The 16646-nt window shown below is 41.8% G+C and carries 22 protein-coding genes; 6 read left to right on the top strand and 16 right to left on the bottom strand.

From position 1 onward, the window contains the following. The first annotated feature begins 28 nt into the window (after positions 1 to 28). The gene (locus tag ACNQGS_RS13515; RefSeq protein ID WP_491487767.1) at positions 29 to 355 is read left to right on the top strand and encodes a YqzG/YhdC family protein; all 327 of its coding nucleotides are present in this window, start codon (positions 29 to 31) and stop codon (positions 353 to 355) included. On the opposite strand, the gene ACNQGS_RS13510 is transcribed toward ACNQGS_RS13515, so the two are convergent. From ACNQGS_RS13510 to ACNQGS_RS13500, 3 genes are all read right to left on the bottom strand, one after another. After that, positions 352 to 564 (bottom strand): helix-hairpin-helix domain-containing protein, encoded by a 213-nt coding sequence (locus ACNQGS_RS13510; protein ID WP_491487766.1) that lies wholly within the window; start codon positions 562 to 564, stop codon positions 352 to 354. The two genes, ACNQGS_RS13515 and ACNQGS_RS13510, sit on opposite strands and share 4 nt — an antisense overlap. A gap of 16 nt (positions 565 to 580) precedes the next feature. Next, the gene (locus ACNQGS_RS13505; protein ID WP_491487765.1) at positions 581 to 1288 is read right to left on the bottom strand and encodes a YjjG family noncanonical pyrimidine nucleotidase; all 708 of its coding nucleotides are present in this window, start codon (positions 1286 to 1288) and stop codon (positions 581 to 583) included. 79 nt (positions 1289 to 1367) lie between these two features. Further along, positions 1368 to 1661, bottom strand: a complete 294-nt coding sequence (locus ACNQGS_RS13500) for an antibiotic biosynthesis monooxygenase family protein (RefSeq protein WP_491487764.1) — start codon at positions 1659 to 1661, stop codon at positions 1368 to 1370. Positions 1662 to 1764: 103 nt separating this feature from the next. Here ACNQGS_RS13500 and ACNQGS_RS13495 point away from each other — a divergent pair, with 103 nt between their 5' ends. Both ACNQGS_RS13495 and ACNQGS_RS13490 read left to right on the top strand, forming a co-directional pair. Continuing rightward, positions 1765 to 2202, top strand: a complete 438-nt coding sequence (locus tag ACNQGS_RS13495; RefSeq protein WP_491487763.1) for a hypothetical protein — start codon at positions 1765 to 1767, stop codon at positions 2200 to 2202. Between the two features lie 66 nt (positions 2203 to 2268). After that, positions 2269 to 2664, top strand: coding sequence for a secondary thiamine-phosphate synthase enzyme YjbQ (locus ACNQGS_RS13490; RefSeq protein ID WP_491487762.1), 396 nt, complete (start codon positions 2269 to 2271; stop codon positions 2662 to 2664). A 203-nt stretch (positions 2665 to 2867) separates the two neighbouring features. Here ACNQGS_RS13490 and ACNQGS_RS13485 read toward each other — a convergent pair whose 3' ends face one another. The 6 genes from ACNQGS_RS13485 to ACNQGS_RS13460 form a co-directional block, all read right to left on the bottom strand. Continuing rightward, entirely contained in the window at positions 2868 to 3563 is a 696-nt protein-coding gene (locus ACNQGS_RS13485; protein ID WP_491487761.1) for a hypothetical protein, read from the bottom strand. A gap of 21 nt (positions 3564 to 3584) precedes the next feature. Next, positions 3585 to 4721: an N-methyl-L-tryptophan oxidase gene (gene solA / locus ACNQGS_RS13480; RefSeq protein WP_491487760.1), complete on the bottom strand. Its 1137-nt coding sequence runs from the start codon at positions 4719 to 4721 to the stop codon at positions 3585 to 3587. Between the two features lie 18 nt (positions 4722 to 4739). Then, a complete protein-coding gene (locus ACNQGS_RS13475) occupies positions 4740 to 5357 on the bottom strand; it encodes a LysE/ArgO family amino acid transporter (RefSeq protein ID WP_491487759.1) in 618 nt (205 codons plus the stop codon). Positions 5358 to 5479: 122 nt separating this feature from the next. After that, positions 5480 to 5968 (bottom strand): VOC family protein, encoded by a 489-nt coding sequence (locus tag ACNQGS_RS13470; RefSeq protein WP_491487758.1) that lies wholly within the window; start codon positions 5966 to 5968, stop codon positions 5480 to 5482. 33 nt (positions 5969 to 6001) lie between these two features. Beyond that, positions 6002 to 6634 (bottom strand): NUDIX hydrolase, encoded by a 633-nt coding sequence (locus ACNQGS_RS13465; protein WP_491487757.1) that lies wholly within the window; start codon positions 6632 to 6634, stop codon positions 6002 to 6004. Between the two features lie 64 nt (positions 6635 to 6698). Continuing rightward, a complete protein-coding gene (locus ACNQGS_RS13460; RefSeq protein ID WP_491487756.1) occupies positions 6699 to 7901 on the bottom strand; it encodes an MFS transporter in 1203 nt (400 codons plus the stop codon). A 244-nt stretch (positions 7902 to 8145) separates the two neighbouring features. Between ACNQGS_RS13460 and ACNQGS_RS13455 the strand changes: the two genes are divergently transcribed. Then, positions 8146 to 8895 (top strand): glucose 1-dehydrogenase, encoded by a 750-nt coding sequence (locus tag ACNQGS_RS13455; RefSeq protein ID WP_491487755.1) that lies wholly within the window; start codon positions 8146 to 8148, stop codon positions 8893 to 8895. 50 nt (positions 8896 to 8945) lie between these two features. Here the strand turns inward: ACNQGS_RS13455 and ACNQGS_RS13450 are convergent, their stop codons facing one another. From ACNQGS_RS13450 to ACNQGS_RS13435, 4 genes are all read right to left on the bottom strand, one after another. Then, the gene (locus tag ACNQGS_RS13450) at positions 8946 to 9332 is read right to left on the bottom strand and encodes a YkvA family protein (RefSeq protein ID WP_491487754.1); all 387 of its coding nucleotides are present in this window, start codon (positions 9330 to 9332) and stop codon (positions 8946 to 8948) included. A gap of 23 nt (positions 9333 to 9355) precedes the next feature. After that, positions 9356 to 10024: an alpha/beta family hydrolase gene (locus tag ACNQGS_RS13445; protein ID WP_491487753.1), complete on the bottom strand. Its 669-nt coding sequence runs from the start codon at positions 10022 to 10024 to the stop codon at positions 9356 to 9358. A gap of 31 nt (positions 10025 to 10055) precedes the next feature. Beyond that, complete coding sequence (locus ACNQGS_RS13440) at positions 10056 to 10868, bottom strand: GNAT family N-acetyltransferase (protein WP_491487752.1); 813 nt, start codon at positions 10866 to 10868, stop codon at positions 10056 to 10058. 624 nt (positions 10869 to 11492) lie between these two features. Next, positions 11493 to 12200 carry an MOSC domain-containing protein gene (locus tag ACNQGS_RS13435; protein WP_491487751.1) on the bottom strand — a complete coding sequence of 236 codons (708 nt, stop codon included), beginning with the start codon at positions 12198 to 12200 and terminating at the stop codon, positions 11493 to 11495. A gap of 189 nt (positions 12201 to 12389) precedes the next feature. Here ACNQGS_RS13435 and ACNQGS_RS13430 point away from each other — a divergent pair, with 189 nt between their 5' ends. Then, positions 12390 to 12533: a hypothetical protein gene (locus tag ACNQGS_RS13430; protein ID WP_491487750.1), complete on the top strand. Its 144-nt coding sequence runs from the start codon at positions 12390 to 12392 to the stop codon at positions 12531 to 12533. Between the two features lie 49 nt (positions 12534 to 12582). Here the strand turns inward: ACNQGS_RS13430 and ACNQGS_RS13425 are convergent, their stop codons facing one another. After that, entirely contained in the window at positions 12583 to 13254 is a 672-nt protein-coding gene (locus ACNQGS_RS13425) for a hypothetical protein (protein WP_491487749.1), read from the bottom strand. A 197-nt stretch (positions 13255 to 13451) separates the two neighbouring features. On the opposite strand from ACNQGS_RS13425, the gene ACNQGS_RS13420 reads away from it, so the two are divergent. Next, the gene (locus ACNQGS_RS13420) at positions 13452 to 13916 is read left to right on the top strand and encodes a hypothetical protein (RefSeq protein WP_491487748.1); all 465 of its coding nucleotides are present in this window, start codon (positions 13452 to 13454) and stop codon (positions 13914 to 13916) included. Positions 13917 to 14009: 93 nt separating this feature from the next. On the opposite strand, the gene ACNQGS_RS13415 is transcribed toward ACNQGS_RS13420, so the two are convergent. Both ACNQGS_RS13415 and ACNQGS_RS13410 read right to left on the bottom strand, forming a co-directional pair. Further along, positions 14010 to 15350, bottom strand: a complete 1341-nt coding sequence (locus ACNQGS_RS13415; RefSeq protein ID WP_491487747.1) for a GntP family permease — start codon at positions 15348 to 15350, stop codon at positions 14010 to 14012. Positions 15351 to 15440: 90 nt separating this feature from the next. Next, on the bottom strand, positions 15441 to 16583 hold the full coding sequence (locus tag ACNQGS_RS13410) for a glycerate kinase (RefSeq protein WP_491487746.1): 1143 nt from the start codon (positions 16581 to 16583) through the stop codon (positions 15441 to 15443). Positions 16584 to 16646 lie beyond the last annotated feature (63 nt).

Raw genomic sequence — 16646 nt, 5'->3', positions numbered from 1 at the left:
AATTTAAATGAGAAAAATTCTAGCCAGCTTGCTAACCGCAACAGCTCTTTTTTCCGCAAGCAGTATTCCAGCGGATTTACATCATATAGTAAATGCTCAGCAAAAACCCATTCCTCCCTATGCCAAATGGGGAAGGATGGCAATGGAAAAAACACATGAAAAATACCCGAACGCCCAAATTAACGATTATCTCCATATCGGGAGAACAACTGGTGCCACTTCCTCAGTTGAAAAATTCAAGCTTTGGCTAAAGGAAGGACAAAGAGAATTTGGTGTTTTTGTCGATATTCAATTTGACAATAAAACAGAACAGGTTCTAAAAGTGACGTATAGAGAATCCACAAGATTAAATTAGCCGCGGAATGAAAGTCCCTTAGCTGTTAAAGCTTCTCGTAGTTGCCCCAATGCTTTAGGACCCATGCCATGCAAGTTCAGAATCTCTTCCCCGCTTAACTTTGTTAATTGGTCCAGCCGGAAAAGGCCCGCTCCTTCTAATGCTCTAAGTGCAGGCTTTGCTAATTTTTCCGGCAGATCCCTTTTTTCTAAGCCTAAGTTCTGTTCCATACCCATCCCTCGCTAGCTATTTGATCAGTGCCGTTTGTTTGTGTTCGACAATTTTTAAAAGGTCAGTCAGTTCGCGTATTTCATAAGTCGGCTTTATACCGATATTATTTTCCTTATAATTTGGATTAAACCAGCAGGTATCAATTCCGTAATTGATTCCGCCTTGGATATCAGAAGTCAAGGAGTCTCCTACCATTAAAACCCGTTCTCTATTTGTAATTTGCAGTTTGGAAAAGGCATAGTCAAAAATTCCTTTATGAGGCTTCTGGTATCCTGCTTCTTCTGAAATAATAATCTGCTCGAAAGCATGCGCAAGAGAAGAACCCGCGATTCTCGACTTCTGAACTTGGCCAAAGCCGTTTGTAATGACCGCCAGCCTGCAGCCAGCCAAATTACTGCACACTTCAAAGGCGCCAGGAACAAGATGGCTTCCTTCTCCCAAATATTCAAGATAAATACGATTAAACTGGTCGGCATCGATTTCGAGGTTATATTCCACAAACAAGCGTTTAAACCTCTCCACACCCAATTCAGCCAAAGAAATAATTCCTTGTTCTAATTCTCCCCATAAAACCTTGCTAATCTCTTTATAACGCGGACGATAATCCTGCACTCCAGAGGGTAGGCCAAAGTCTGAAAATGCCTTTAGTAAAGCATTTTGTTCCGTTTTTCCAAAATCGAACAATGTATCATCTATATCAAAAAAAATCGTATCGTATCTCATCGCTGCCTCCGTTGGCTATAAATCTAGTTTTCTCTATTCTATCATTTTTTACAGTGGACAGCTGATTAAAGACACCTGTTTAAAGTTCCACTTTTTTGAAATGCTCCACAGTTGGGAATGGATCATAGAAATGGTGAAGCAGCTTTTTCCATTCTTGGTATTCCTGCGATCCCCTGAATCCAACTGTATGGTCCTCTAATGTTTCCCACTGCACCAGCAGCAAGTATTTCCCCTCCACTTCCAGACAGCGCTGCAGTTCGTGGGTGAGATAGCCTTTCATTGATGAAATAATCGTGGATGCTTTTTGAAAAGCAGCCTCAAATTCCTGTTCCATTCCTGGTTTAACTTGGAGCATGGCAGCTTCTAGAATCATAAAATTTTTCTCCTTTTCTTTAACATAAGTTGATTACTTTAGGAAATTCCTAAATAAAGGGAGGTGAATAAATCTGAAAAAGATTCTTTTATTAGTCGCTTTAATGATACTAAATTTTCATAATCCTGCTGCGGCTGAAGTCATTGAAACAGGAGAAGAAATCGAAGTAAAAGACATTGCTACAAAGAGTTTTATTTTCAACAGTCTAAATTTCTGGATAGTCAGTGAGTACAGCGATTTCTACCATAAAAAGTATAATGCCAACTCGGTAATGACGGATCCTCCGGAAATGAAGGACATCCGCATTTGGATAAAGGAAGCCAAGAGACAGCATGGGTCCTTTGAGTATACCCATATAGTTAAAATCTATCTGCCATTTGATGACATCACATTAAATGAAAAAACAAAAATGAAAACCGCCGACACACTCATTTTTGCTGTGAATACCGACTATATAGCCTTCGCAAACTGCAGCAACCCTCATTTATTTGAAAAAACCTTTGAACTGTTGGATTATTATCATAAGGTTATTCAAAAATAACCACTTTGAAAAGGCTCAATCATTCGATGGTGTTGGGCTTTTTATGATGTTGAAAGGAAGAGGAGCATGCTAAAAAAATTCACCTTGAAAACCGGCAAACGGGATGAAATGATTGAAGTTACCGAACAGGTACAGGTTTTTGTAAATGAACAAGGATTGCATGATGGAGCGGTGATTGTTTATTGCCCTCATACAACGGCCGGAATCACCATTAATGAGAATGCTGACCCGGATGTGAAACGGGATATGATCCGCCGCTTTGATGAGGTGTATCCATGGGAGCATAAATTGGACCGTCACATGGAAGGCAATACTGCGGCACATATGAAGGCAAGTACAGTTGGTGCATCACAGCATGTTGTTGTTTCGGACGGCCGGCTGCTTCTTGGTACATGGCAGGGCATCTACTTTTGCGAATTCGATGGTCCGAGGACGCGGACGTTTTATGTTAAGGCATTATAGGTTTATACTATTTACAAGAAACAGACCAATTTATTGCCAAGAACCCCTGCTCAACTTCAGGGGTCCTATTGTTTTCGACACAGGCATTTTTTGCGTTCTCAAGTGAATAAAAATTTAAAACGAACATTGCTGCAAAAAATGATAAACCAATGACTCCAGGGATAACGAGTTTTCTGTTTAGTGTCATATATAGGAACCCTCCATTAAAGATTCATAAGCTTAAAGAATTCCGATTCAGGCTTCATGATTTTCGTGCCTTTTTCTGATTGAAGATAGATTTCCTTGTCGCCTTCATAGAGTACTTTAATTTCTATATCTCCAACCCTAATAACGGTAGTTTTTTCACGGGGCTGCACTTCCCCATTCCAATCAATAGCACCATTGATAATACGGACCAACTCGGTTATTTGAGAGAGGTCTTGGATTTCGGAACAATTTTCAACAGAAGTACTTTTATAAATACAGATGGCATTGGGAATTTGATCAATCCACGCCGTCGAATGTAAGATTGGATTTTTATCAAAAATAACCTTTGTCTGGTTATTCAATTTAAAATAACCCACGCTAATCGATAATTCCCAATCTATTCCTTTTTTACGCCATGTGGTCATAAAACTTGGTACATCCTCATTCGGAGAGCTTTGCTCGAGATCCATCCTCCAGCCATTCTTTGGCATTTCCTTTTTATAAAAATCATAGATTTCCTTCCAATGGTTTCCTTCCATTACATACTCATGACGGGTTGGTTTCAATCCCTCAAATAACGGAATATCCTTGTGTTGCTCAGGAATAATCGACATTCCTTCATATGTTTCATTGGTGACCTTTTGATATGTAAACCAGCCTGCAGCGATTAATATAACAATTACGCTGAAAAGGAACCAATTTATTTTTTTCATATATCCCCCTTCGAAACTCTTCTAGTTAAATCGATTAATGGAAAATAAAGAGATATCTTGCTCTGTTTTCCCGGCACTAATCAATTCGGCTAATACCTGTCCAACTGCACTGCTAAATTTAAAACCATGTCCTGAAAAACCAGCTGCGATAGCGACGTTTGGATAGTTCGGGTGTAAATCGATAATAAAGTCTTCATCCGGTGTCAGGGTGTAGATACAGGTTTTACCGTATTTTAATTTTGGGTTCTGTGGCATAAAGGCATTCAGAAATTGCACCAAATCCGCCTCATCCTCCGGAAGTTCACCAAATCCAGGTATCGCGTTGTCCGGATTTATTTTTTCCCCGCCGTCATGCCTGCCCACTTTCAAGCCAGCTCCATCGATACTAGGAAATCCATAATGAAGGCCCTGCGTGGTTTCAAAGGCAAAGGCTGGAAAACTTTTATGATTATAAAGATCCTCATCCGCTTCAAACCAGGCAAATGTTTTTCTAACTGGCTCGAGAGGAAGGTTTAAACCCAGCTGTGAAAGGAGCTCGCCTGACCACGCTCCCGCTGAAACGACTAAGGATTTTGCATGAAACATTTGGTTCTCAGTCTTGATTGTTACTCGGTTATCATGAACCTTTATTTCTTTTACCCTGCTATTTGTTAAAATTTCAGCGCCATGCTTTATGGCGAGTTCCCGGTAAGCCTGGATGCATTCCTCACATTTCAACACACCTGATATTGGTTCAAAGCAGCTTATGTATTCGTTAGATAATGAAATACCTGGCCAACGGCGGTTTACCTCGCTTGAATTTAAAACATCCAGTGGCAAAGAGTAAGTCTCTGAACTGGAAATAATGTTTTGGATGAAATCCGATTTTTCAGGACCCACATTGAGAACTCCGGTTTGGAGAAACAACCTTTTTCCTGATTCTATCTCTAAGTCGTTCCATAATTCCTGCGCTTTAAGCGCAAGTGGGACATATTCTGCTCCCTCCCCATAAGCATATCGGATGATTCTGGTCTCGCCATGATGGCTTCCTTTGTTATGCGGCGGGTTGAAGGAATCTAATAACAGCGTGCTTTTTCCACTCTTTGCTAAAAAATAGCCAGCCGCCATTCCCATTGAACCTGCTCCAATGACAATGACATCATAAATTTTCTGTTCCATAATTTTTCCACCGCCTAACTAAAATTTTTGAAAAAGCTGAATGGCTATGTAAATGGCAACTCCCCAGATCATGAGGGCAGATAGTTTATTTATCATTTTCAGGAATTTGCCTTGAGAGTCGACATTCCCTACTATTCTACCGGCTACAGCAAGCCCGGAGAACCAAATCCATGATACGATGATACAGGCTGCCGTAAATGCCGCTTTTTCTGTACCGGAATAACTTAGTGAACTCGTTCCAATCACGCCGATTGTGTCAAGGATAGCGTGAGGATTCAACAGCGACACCGACATCGCAAACATGATCTGTTTTTTGGGCGGCATAGAGGCTTCCTTGCGGGATAGGTCTGATGGATCACTTTTCCAAATAGACCATCCCATATAAATTAAGAATAATATACCAATAGAAAATAACACGGTTTGTAAGACCGGCACTGTTAATACAATGACTGAAACTCCTAGTACGGCTAATAAAATTAGCAGTGTGTCGCAAAGTGATGCTGTAATAATGACTGGAATAGTCCCTCTAAACTTTGGCTGCGAAGCCCCTTGATTAAATACAAATACGTTTTGGGCACCAAGAGGAAGAATTAACCCGAAGGCTAATACAATTCCATGTAGTAGTGCTGCTAGCATGATGTTCCCCCTCATTTTGTAAAAATATTAAACTATTAGTATTCTGTATAGGGAGCCCTGTTTCCTTCTCACCAAATGAAAATGACGTCCCTACCATTTGTAGTGACGCCATTAAATGGAATTTAAGCTTTCGGCATCTTGCTCATATCCATGTACAATGCATTCCAGCGATGGCCATCCGGATCGGCGAACCCACAGCCATACATCCAGCCTTGGTTTTCCCCAGGCTCAGCAAAGACGGTGCCTCCTGCTGCAGCTGCCTTCTTTGCTATCTCATCCACTTCTTCTCTGCTTTCCGCGTCGATGGAAAAAATTACTTCAGCAGACTGATTTGTATCAGCAATTGTCGACCTGGTGAAGTTTTCAAATATTGGATTAAGAAAAAGCAAGACGTTTACTTGATTATCACCGACCACAACTTTGGCTCGTTGACCCTCAGGATGTGGTTCGACAGTATATCCAAGACCCTTATAAAATTCGACTGCTTTATTCATGTCTTTTACTGGGAGGTTTACCCACATGTATTTTGGCATTTGCATTCTCCTTTTCAACTCTTCAATTGTATAACCATGATTCACCTTATTTTTAGGAATCATACCTTTCGGAGACATTACAATTTTGAAATTTCCCCATTCCGGGTCCCCTTATTTAACATTTAATTTTTCAATGATTCTTTGAATCACAGTTTCATAATACGAAAATTGGTGCGGCACAAATTGTTCCCTGCCTGCTATTTCGTCAAGTGGAATTCTAATTCCTTCTTCGGTCACCTTAAATCCCGTAATGTGAATAGTGTCCTCTCCTCCATACCAAAATTCGATAAAATTATCAAATTTCACCTTGATAATCCCCGAAACCTCTTCCTCTTGAAGTTGAAAATCATCAAATGACCCAGCTTTCTTATATAAAAACACATTTGCAATTTCCTTGTCGATGAAATGACCATTACGGGAAACACAGTAATCAATTACCCCTAAGGACTCCAATTCATGAAAAGAAATATCAATCCCTAGCTCTTCCTTTACCTCTCTAACCCCATCCTGAACGGTTTCATCGGCCATCAAATGACCGGCAGCGGTAATATCAAATAGAGCCGGATAATCCTTCTTTTTTTCACTGCGGTGCTGTAGATAGATATAATCGGCATCCTCTTCCCTACTGACAAACCAGCAATGGAATACTTCATGCCAGTAGCCGACTCTATGTACTTCCTCCCGAGAAGCAACCCCAATTTGATTTTTGTTATCGTCAAAAATTTTCAACTGTTCAGTTTCCATCGGTCTTCTCCTTAACTATTATTTTAAAAGAGGAATTGTCTCCTTAACAATTCCTCTCTCCTGTTTAATAATCCATTTTTCTTTTCTTAAATAATTGTTTATTTTTATAAGCCAGCAAGCTAACGACTAAAAGCAAAGCCCCTGAAAGCAGGAAGACACTTTGTACGCCAAAATAGTCCGATAAAAAGCCCATTATTAAGGAAGAGACCCCAAATACTCCTGTCGAAACGCTGCCAATAGCAGCATAAACCGTTGCCAATTGTTCTTTAGGCACGCTAGTTTGAATCACTGTTTGCTGGGGAATATTTTTTAACTGCCAAAAAAAGCCGATCAATCCTGATAAAATTAACGCAACCTTTGGGAAACTGGTTAGTCCGAAATACACCGATAGTATGCTCGTTATAAAAGCTCCGGCCGCAATAAATTGGCTTCGTTTTTGGTCAATGAAGACGGAAATACGTACACATAGCAAACTTCCCGCGACCAATCCGATGAAATAGGCACTATTGATAAAACCCCACCATTGTTCTCCAGCACGCAATACTTGATTTACATAAACAAGCAGGATGGCCGCAATCCATACCGAACCAGCGATGGTTTCCAAGAATTCCATTTTTATTAGTGTACTTAACACAGGTGCAGATTTAATGGTTTGCCACCCTTTTGTCAGCTGTGTCCTGATGCTTCCCTTTGTTTCCGGCCGATGCTCCACTTTTTCCAAAAGGCATAGAAGGATGCCGGAAATGACAAACAGGGCCGCCACCAGCCAAATAAGTCCGTTTGGGCTTAATACCATCAACAGCAAACTGCCAAATAACCACGTTCCTATTTGAATGGATTGCGTAATCGTTTCGGCCATGCCATTCGCCTGGATCAGGTGCTTTTCCTCTACATAATAGGGAACCAATGCTTGCCTGACTGGATTGGCACAGCCGTCAAATAGGGCAATGACGGCGATGACGATAAAAATCAAATACAGGTTTTGTTCCATCATTAACATCGTACTTAATCCGAACATTAAAACGGTCTTAGCCGCTTGTGACCATGTCAATAATTGTTTTAATGGAAACCGTCCTATAAAGATTGGTGTAATGGTTCCTGAAATAAACATCGCAGAAGTGATCGTAAACGGAACGAATGTCGATGCTGCGGCAGACTGGGTAGCATCATAAATAATGCTTATCACAGCCACGATGTACAAGACATCGCCAATATTGGCAAGCGACTGCCCCAGCATCAAGAAAAGGAAGTTACGATTATTTTTCAAAAATTCTCCCCCACTTATAATTTAATCCTCGAAGTGTGGGCGGCCTTAAATTGGAGTATTGGACATGTGATTTGCTCCTTGTAAGAATGCATCTTGATAAAGCCTTCGGGGGAGCCAGACTTAATCTTATTGCATCCAATTTTTTCATCTTTTATTTGAAATGGTATATTTAATTTAGTTTATAACTTTAGAATACCATAGCCACGGATGTTCGTGGATTTTTAAAAATAAGGGTGTGAATTTCATGGATTTTTCTAATAAAACAGTGATTGTTACAGGAGCGGGTAACGGAATTGGAAAAGGTGTTGCACTTCTTTATGCTGAAAAAGGTGCCAATGTCGTTCTGGCAGATGTGGATGAGAAGGCCGGTTCTCAAACAACCAGCACGATAACTGGACAAGGCGGCCAAGCTCTTTTTGTAAAAACTGATGTGAGACTGGAATCAGACATTGTCCGGTTAATGGAAACTGCCCATCAAACCTACGGCCGAATTGATATATTAATCAATAACGCCGGAAAAGGATTATTCAAGTCCCCTTTTGATGTATCGGTCGAAGAATGGGACGATGTCATCAACACAAACTTAAGAAGCGTGTTTTTGGGCTCGCGGGAAGCAGCGAAATATATGCGTCAGAACGAAGATGGCGGGGCGATTGTGAATTTGGCCTCCACACGAGCCATCATGTCTGAGCCGAATTCAGAAGGCTATGCTGCCACTAAAGGCGGAATCGTTGCCATAACACATGCACTTGCAGCATCTCTTAGTGAATATAGAATCACAGTCAACGCCATTTCCCCAGGCTGGATTGAAACAGGAGATTATGAAAAGCTTAGCAAGGCTGATCATGAACAGCATTTTTCAAAGCGTGTCGGAAAGCCGGACGACATTGCCCGGGCCTGCCTTTATTTAACTGCCAAAGAAAATGATTTTGTGACCGGGATCAACCTGGTAGTCGACGGTGGAATGACTAGGAAAATGATTTATGAGGAGTAGGAAATGAGGACGGACCACTGAGAGTGGTCCGTCACTTATTTACGTCCTTTTCACTTTACAAGAGTAAAATAAACCATTTGAAAAATCCAAATCAGGATAATCAGCCAGATGGCAAGAATAATGGAGCCTGCAATCCAATTCTTTGGTTTCCCATTGGTCATCATTTCCTGTGCTTTCAATTCGCAATCATGGACCACATCTTTTGGAATCATTTTTAAGGCAAGCTTGATTCCTAGTGGAACTAGAATGATGTCGTCAAGGTAGCCAAGGATTGGAATAAAGTCAGGGATGAGGTCGATGGGGCTGAAGGCATACGCCACAACACAGATGGCTAATAATTTTGCGTACCAAGGCACTCTAGGGTCTTTATAGGCCAAATACAGGACGAATGTATTTTTTTTCAAACCTTTTGCCCAAGTTTTTAATTGATTAAACATGTTATTTCTCCGTTGAAATATTTTTAAATCTTATGATTCTCCACAAATGCTTGGATATGTTTCACAGCTTCCTTCAAGGCGTCTATCGTTGCTAAGGTATCCCCTTTTACTTCTAGGCTGTGTTCTGTATTTGGTATTACAACTGTATCTACAAGATGATTAGTTGTTATAGCTGAAATCTTTTCCTTGTTATAATGATGGTCCAGGTCTCCGATTATGCAGAGTGAAGGCAGTTCGGTCTTTAAAAGTGTCTGATAAACCTCATTCATTTTGATAAGCGGCGTTAACCAAATACCAAAAGCATTGCGGATGAAATTCCTTTGTTTCCACTCTATCGCCATTGGAATCGTGCCAATCGATTTGCTTAACAGAAAACATTGGTCATAGGAACGTTCCTTTAATACTTCATCAACAACAGCTTTTACATCCTCATACACCCATTGATCTTGGTCTGGTTCAGGAAGCATTTTAAAATGTTCATTTTTTGCAAACTGGTAGTTAATGTGAAGAACATCAATGTTTTGGTCCAGACAAATTCCAGTTGAATAATGAAACAGCGGCCGCTGTGTGGTATATCCAAGTCCCGGAAGCATAATACAGATGCTTTTTGCTGGTTGTTTGCTGCGAATCCACATGTAGGGAATGGTGGAATATTCAGTTCTTAGCACTTGTCCTTCTATAAATTCATACATTGATTGTTTCACCTCGATGGTTGTTTACTTACTAGAAAAACTTGATTTCCTCAATCAGCCCGCATTTTTGAAACCCGATATTTTGATATACCTTATTGGAGTCAGGATTTTTCACATCAGCATAGAGCATCGGAATTCGCTTCTCTGACTCTATGATTTCACAAAGTTCAGCGACAAGCGCACTGGCATAGCCGTTTTTTCGATGTTGGAGTGGGGTAAATACGGCATTGATTCTGGCATGCCTTGGAGAACGGTGGGAAATGTTCGCTTTCGCCACTGGCTGGCCATTGACGTTCCAAAGGTACAACCCGCCACCAGCAATCATCGTCGCAGCCCTTTTCTGCTGAGATGACGGTTCAACAGTGGTCCCAAATGCATCCCTCATAAAGCCCGCGAGATAATCTGCAACAACGTCAACATGCTGTTCCGTTGCTTTAAGGATTTCTCCCTTCACACCTTCAGGCTTTATGAGCTTTGGACAATGGTAGGCTTCCATGGTCATATCCGTTTCGTATGGAACGTTATTTATTTTTGAAAAAATTTCAGTGAACATCCGTGCCGTTTTGGGGTCTCCAGTAACTCCCTGCAAGGGCACTTCTGCGAGCTGGTTTATAAGTTCATTTATTAGGGATGTTCGTTCCTTCGATGGGATATCGTTCGAAATCCACAGCCAGCCCTTATGTCCGGGCGTTTGGGCAAAAATTATTTTTTCGTCTGGTGTTTTAAGACATAAGGAGTTAGGGTCTTCACTGATTCGATGGATTAGATTGTATTGGACTTCATCCGAAGTAAATGGACTTCCTTCTGTGATTGCGGTGTCATTGTGGATTAATTTTAAAAACATATTTTTCCACTCCTCATTTAATACCTATTAGGATTGTATATTTTCATACGTACTTTTATGAAGGACAATTTGTTCCTTGGACTTATTGATTTTGGTCTTCATCGCCTTTATGAAGGACACTTTAGTCCAGATCTCTTTCAATTTTGATCTTCATCGCTTTTATGAAGGACATTTGGACATAGGTCTTTATCCATTTTGGTCTTCATCGCCTCTATGAAGGACATTTTGACCCAGGTCTCTTTCAATTTTGGTCTTCATCGCCTCTATGAAGGACACTTTAACCATGATCTCTAGCAATTTTGGTCTTCATCACCTTTATGAAGGACACTTTAACCATGGTCTCTAGTAATTTTGGTCTTCATCGCCTTTATGAAGGACACTTTAACCATGGTCTCTAGTAATTTTGGTCTTCATCACCCTTAGGAAGGACACTTTGACCCTAGGCTTTATCCATTTTGGTCTTCATCGCCTTTATGAAGGACACTTTGACCCAGGTCTCTAGCAATTTTGGTCTTCATCGCCTTTATGAAAGACACTTTGGCCCAGGTCTTTATCGTTTTTGGTCTTCATCGCCTTTATGAAGGACACTTTGACCTGGGGATTTACTCTATTTGTCCTTCACAATCACTCATTCGGACCATAGACTCTCTTCGTGATTTCCGGTACTTCCCTGTTCTGAATTCTTTCCTCCAATGTGGCTCTCAATTTTGGCGCGAGCAATTCACACCGGGCAAGTTCACGCATTTCTTCAAAATTCGGCTTTCTTGCATGAATAATCTCATTACATTTCTGAATAGTCCACTGCGGATAAGGGCGCTCAATCAACGTAAAGCCCTGCCCGGCTTCGACGAAACCCTCTTTTAACACGCGAAAATACCACCCGGTCCGTCCTGTATTTTGGATAAGCAGTGCGAGGGTTTTGATTTTAAAACGGCGGGCCGGCTTCCAGCATGGCTGGCGCGGCTGGGATACCTGAACAACCGCTTCGCCGATTTGAAAGGTATCACCTATCGAAATCAAATCCTCCCTAGCATTTTCCATCAGAAAATTCTCGCCCATAGCTCCTGGTCCAATATGAGAGTTTTCCAATTCCTTTTGCCAGTCCACATAATGTTCCGAAGCATACGCAAAGACAGCTTTCTCCGGGCCGCCATGGTGCTCCGTATCAAATACACCGTCTCCCGCCAAGCCTGTTTTGCCGACCCAGATAGACCCCTCAACAGGTTCTTTAAAAATCGCACTCGTCCACTCACGGTCCATCAAACCGGCGGCATCCTTATCACCGACTGTTTTTGGCTGCCCGGCAAAAACCTTATTTAATAAAAATTCCATCCTTAATCCCCCAATTTATTCATCATCCGAAACCCTATCTAGTGCTCTTATTTTGAAAAAAACATTTGGTTATGATATCCAAATTCTATCACAGCAATTTACGAATATTAACAAAAATCGGATAAGGACTATTTATTTTCAAACCTTCACAAGGTAAATTCGTAATAAAATTTACGGGAGGCATGTAAAATGGAATTCAAGATGAAAAAGAAGAAGAAGAAGGAAGAGAAGGGCGACAAATGGGAATTCTTTGAGTTAGCTTTCGATCTCATTGAACCTATATACTTGCTTATCAGGTGGGGCGTCCGAGTAATAATAAAAATCCTTCATTAATAAGGATGGAATCGAAATAGCCCAGTATGAATACCAGGCTAAATAAATCCTATTCTTTTCTTGTCAATCCGCGACTGACTTCACCATATCTGCGGACCGCATTCCTCCACATCAGGAAGCCGGTTTCCATCAACGACATTGTTAGCCCTGTCCAGAAAAACATACAAGAAAGAGGGTAGCTTTCCAATTCCTTTGAAAAATCATCGTCTTTTACGGGAGTTGCCGGCTTAGAAGCTTCAAAGGGTTCGTTCTTGACTTCCTCTACCTCTGGAGATGTTTCTTTTTCCGGAGTTGATATATTGCTTTCAACAGGCTTCCGTTTTGCATCCTTGACTGCCTTAATACTGACTACTTTTTTCCTCGGCGTCGTCCTAACAGTTTTCAATGGACCCTGTGCCCGGAAAAACGCATCTGCTTCGATGGCCAGACCCGACATGGACTTCATGGCCTCAACAATGACCTTTATTAGCTCATCTTTGGAAAAATCTCTAACTGATATCCAGCCGCGTGCATCAACCGTGTAGTTATTTTTCCTAATGACTTCTTCAGACATGTACTTGCCAAGCACATAGCCATTACCGCTTTGCTGCAATTCCCTTGCTAGCACCAGACCTCTTTGCTTGCTCTCGGGATAGTTAAAGTTCACTCGGCCGTTGCTGATTTCCTTCTCCTCCAGCTTGAACGTGCGGAAAATCTCCTTTTTTTCCTCAAACGATAACATTGGTTTCGACTCCCCTTCCTTTTTCATTTATTTATCTATTCTTTATAGTTGATAATCAATTTCTAGTAATAGACTTCTCGATATATGCCTTTTTTCCTGCAAAAGTTTTCAAAGGTTATGAAAAAAGTAATTTTTCCTCGATTGAGAATGATTTCCTTTAATCAAGGGGAATTTAAGATTGGAAAGGAGGTTCCAATATGCCTTATTTGATTAGAATTCTTCAACTTATTTTACCCTGGTTTTCCATTGCTTTTCTTCCAAGAAAGTCTCTTCGGCAGTTCTTACCTGTTTCCATAGTTGCTTCATTATTTGTAACAGTGCTGTGCTTGCTGGCTATTCCATATAAATGGTGGACTGTTAAAGGTGGATGGAAGGGAAAACTTTTAAACGATAGCAGCTTTATTCTGGGGCCATTCTTCGTGGGAACCCTATGGATATTCCATTTTACCTTTGGGAAATTCAAACGGTATATGCTGGTTAACCTGATTATGGATTTATTATTTTCCTTTCCATTAAGCTTTCTTTATCAAAAATTAAAGCTTTTTACGTTGATTAACTTTAAACCTAAGCACATCTTTTTATCTTTTATCAGCTTTTCTCTAATCATTTATGGTTTTGGGCGATTAAAAAGAGGCCTTAAATTAAAAAAATTGAGCGGCTGAAAAATTAAACCGCTCAATACTTTTTTTAAAAATTTAGCCGATAGGACCGGACGCATTTACCGGTTCAAAAACGTATGTCTGTCTAGCACTCAATCAAACTAAAACTACCCATAAAATCATCGTCACAACGATGGTCACAACACCCTGCAATAAGGTTGCCATAGTCTGGGCTTTGTAGGCATCGGTTACTTTCATTCCGCTGAACTGAGTCACAACCCAGAAGAAGCTGTCGTTTACGTGGCTGACTGTCATCGCACCTGCACCAACCGCCATGACAACTAGTGCCAATGGAACGGCTCCCTCAATGCCAAGAGTCGGCAGCATTGGAGCGATCAAAGATGAAGTAATAACCAATGCAGCAGTTGATGAACCTTGAGCTGTTTTTAATGCAGCAGCAATAATGAAAGGAATCAATAAGAACAGTGCGCCGCTAAATGTGTCGCCGATTGACCAGCTTTGAATCGCATCTGCAATTCCAGTATTTTTGATGACGCCGCCAAATGCACCGCCAGCACCTGTAATTAACAGGATTGGAGCAGATTCTACTAAACCTTCTCCGACCCATTTTGTTAAAGTTTCTTCATCATATTTTGGCAGCAAGGCAAAAGCAGCAATGACACCTGCGAGTAATGCAACAAGCGGTGTACCTAAGAAAACCAAAAACGTAGCGATATTTCCTTTCGCACCTAGGAAGGTAACAACCGACCCAATACCAATCAAAACGATCGGCAAGACAATCGGCAAGAATGATAGAAATGTAGACGGCATTTTTCCAAAGGAACGAACGATTTCGTCATAATTCAATTCCTCACCATCGTCTTCTACCTCAATTTTGTTGGCTACTTTTGTTGCCCAGAAATATCCGACGATGGTTGCTGGAATAGCTGTAATAAGACCAATTAAAATGATAGTTCCCAAGAAGTTGCTTGCGCCAATGTTTCCAGCCGCGGCAATCGGCCCCGGTGTTGGCGGAACAAGCGTGTGAGTAGCGTACAAGCCGGTTGCAAGCGCCACAGACATCGATGCGACCGCTACCTTTGCACGCTTTGCTAGTGCTTTTCTTAAGCTTGATAAAATAACAAACCCGGAATCACAAAATACAGGTATCGAAACAATGTATCCAATTAAACTCATCGCCAGCTGCGGTCTTTTTGGACCGACAACGCGGAGTACGACTTCAGCCATCCTGAGGGCCGCTCCTGATTTTTCAAGAATTGTTCCAATGACGGTTCCGAACACGATAACGAGTCCGATTCCCCCCATCAATCCTCCGAATCCAGTATTCACGTTTTCCACAATCTTCATCAACGGCATACCTGAAGCAAAACCTACAAAAAATGTACCTAATAATAACGATAAGAATGGGTGCAGCTTAAATTTCGTCGTGGCGATGACGACTAACAGTACGCCAATTAATAAAACTAGAAATAACATCTGTATTACCCCTTTGTTGTTTTGTAAAAATCTTTGCCTCTTTACAGCAAGGTTTTTTCTCTGCCAACCCCTGTTCGTATTCCAAACCCCTTAAGCTAGTGACGCCAAATAAGTCCGCATTACCTGCTCTCCTGACTGCTCGAGCAATTCTGCCCCACGGTCCATTGCCTCTTTTAGCGTCATCGGAGCATTGATGATACTATGAACACTCGAAATCCCATGCTCATAAAGCTGGTCAATCCCTTTGCCAATCGACCCGGCAAGGACAAATACCGGTATTCCAAGCTTTTTAGCTTCTTGAGCCACGCCCATCGGCGTTTTTCCGGAAGCGGTTTGAAAATCTGTCTGGCCTTCCCCGGTAAACACACACTGAGCACCGTCCAGTTTTTCTGCAAGCTTGGTGTACTCGATGACGATATCAATGCCCCTTCTTGTTTCGGCTGGAAAAAACGCCTGGAAAGCACCGCCAATTCCGCCTGCGGCACCGGCACCTGGCTTGTCATGAAGCCGGATACTCGTTTTGGCTTCAACCAAGTCGGCCCAATGGCGTAAATACCCATCCAGAATTTCCACCATTTCCGGTGTGGCCCCTTTTTGCGGGCCGAACACATGGGATGCTCCGCTCAGCCCCACTAAAGGATTCTGAACATCTGTGGCAATTAGAAACTGGGCCCCGGCAATGCGCGGGTCAAAATCCCGGTCATCAATGGAAGCAATCCGGGCAAGCTCACCTGCACCAGCCCCATCCTGCACAGGATTTCCATCCGAATCCAACAGCTTCATTCCTAGTGCCTGAAGCATACCAATCCCCCCGTCGTTTGTAGCGCTTCCACCTATGGCCAAAATAAATTTTCGGCAGCCATCGTCTAATGCTTTTTTAATCAGTTCCCCTGTCCCGAAGGTGGTTGCCAGCATCGGATTACGCTGTTCAGGCTTAATCAAATTTAAGCCAGATGCGGTCGCCATCTCGATGACACAGGTTTCCTGATCGCCAAGCATTCCATAGGCTGCCTTCACCGGTTCTAATAATGGGCCTTTCACCATGACATCCACCATTCGGCCATTTGTTGCCGCAACTAAACTATCGGTTGTTCCCTCTCCTCCATCAGCAACCGGCACAAGCACTGTATCTGCTGAAGGGTTCACCCTTTTGATACCCCGCTCAATCGCCTGGGCAGCTTCCAGTGCAGTAAGTGATCCTTTAAACGAATCGGGTGCAATAACAATCTTCATTGTGTTTTCCCCTTTTTTCTACAATATTCTGCTTAAAACAATTATAATCTTCAGACATTTGAC

It is taken from the genome of Neobacillus sp. PVCKKU3 (assembly GCF_058323225.1).
The sequence above is the reverse complement of the archived record's forward strand: the minus strand, read 5'-3'. Positions and strand labels throughout refer to the sequence as shown.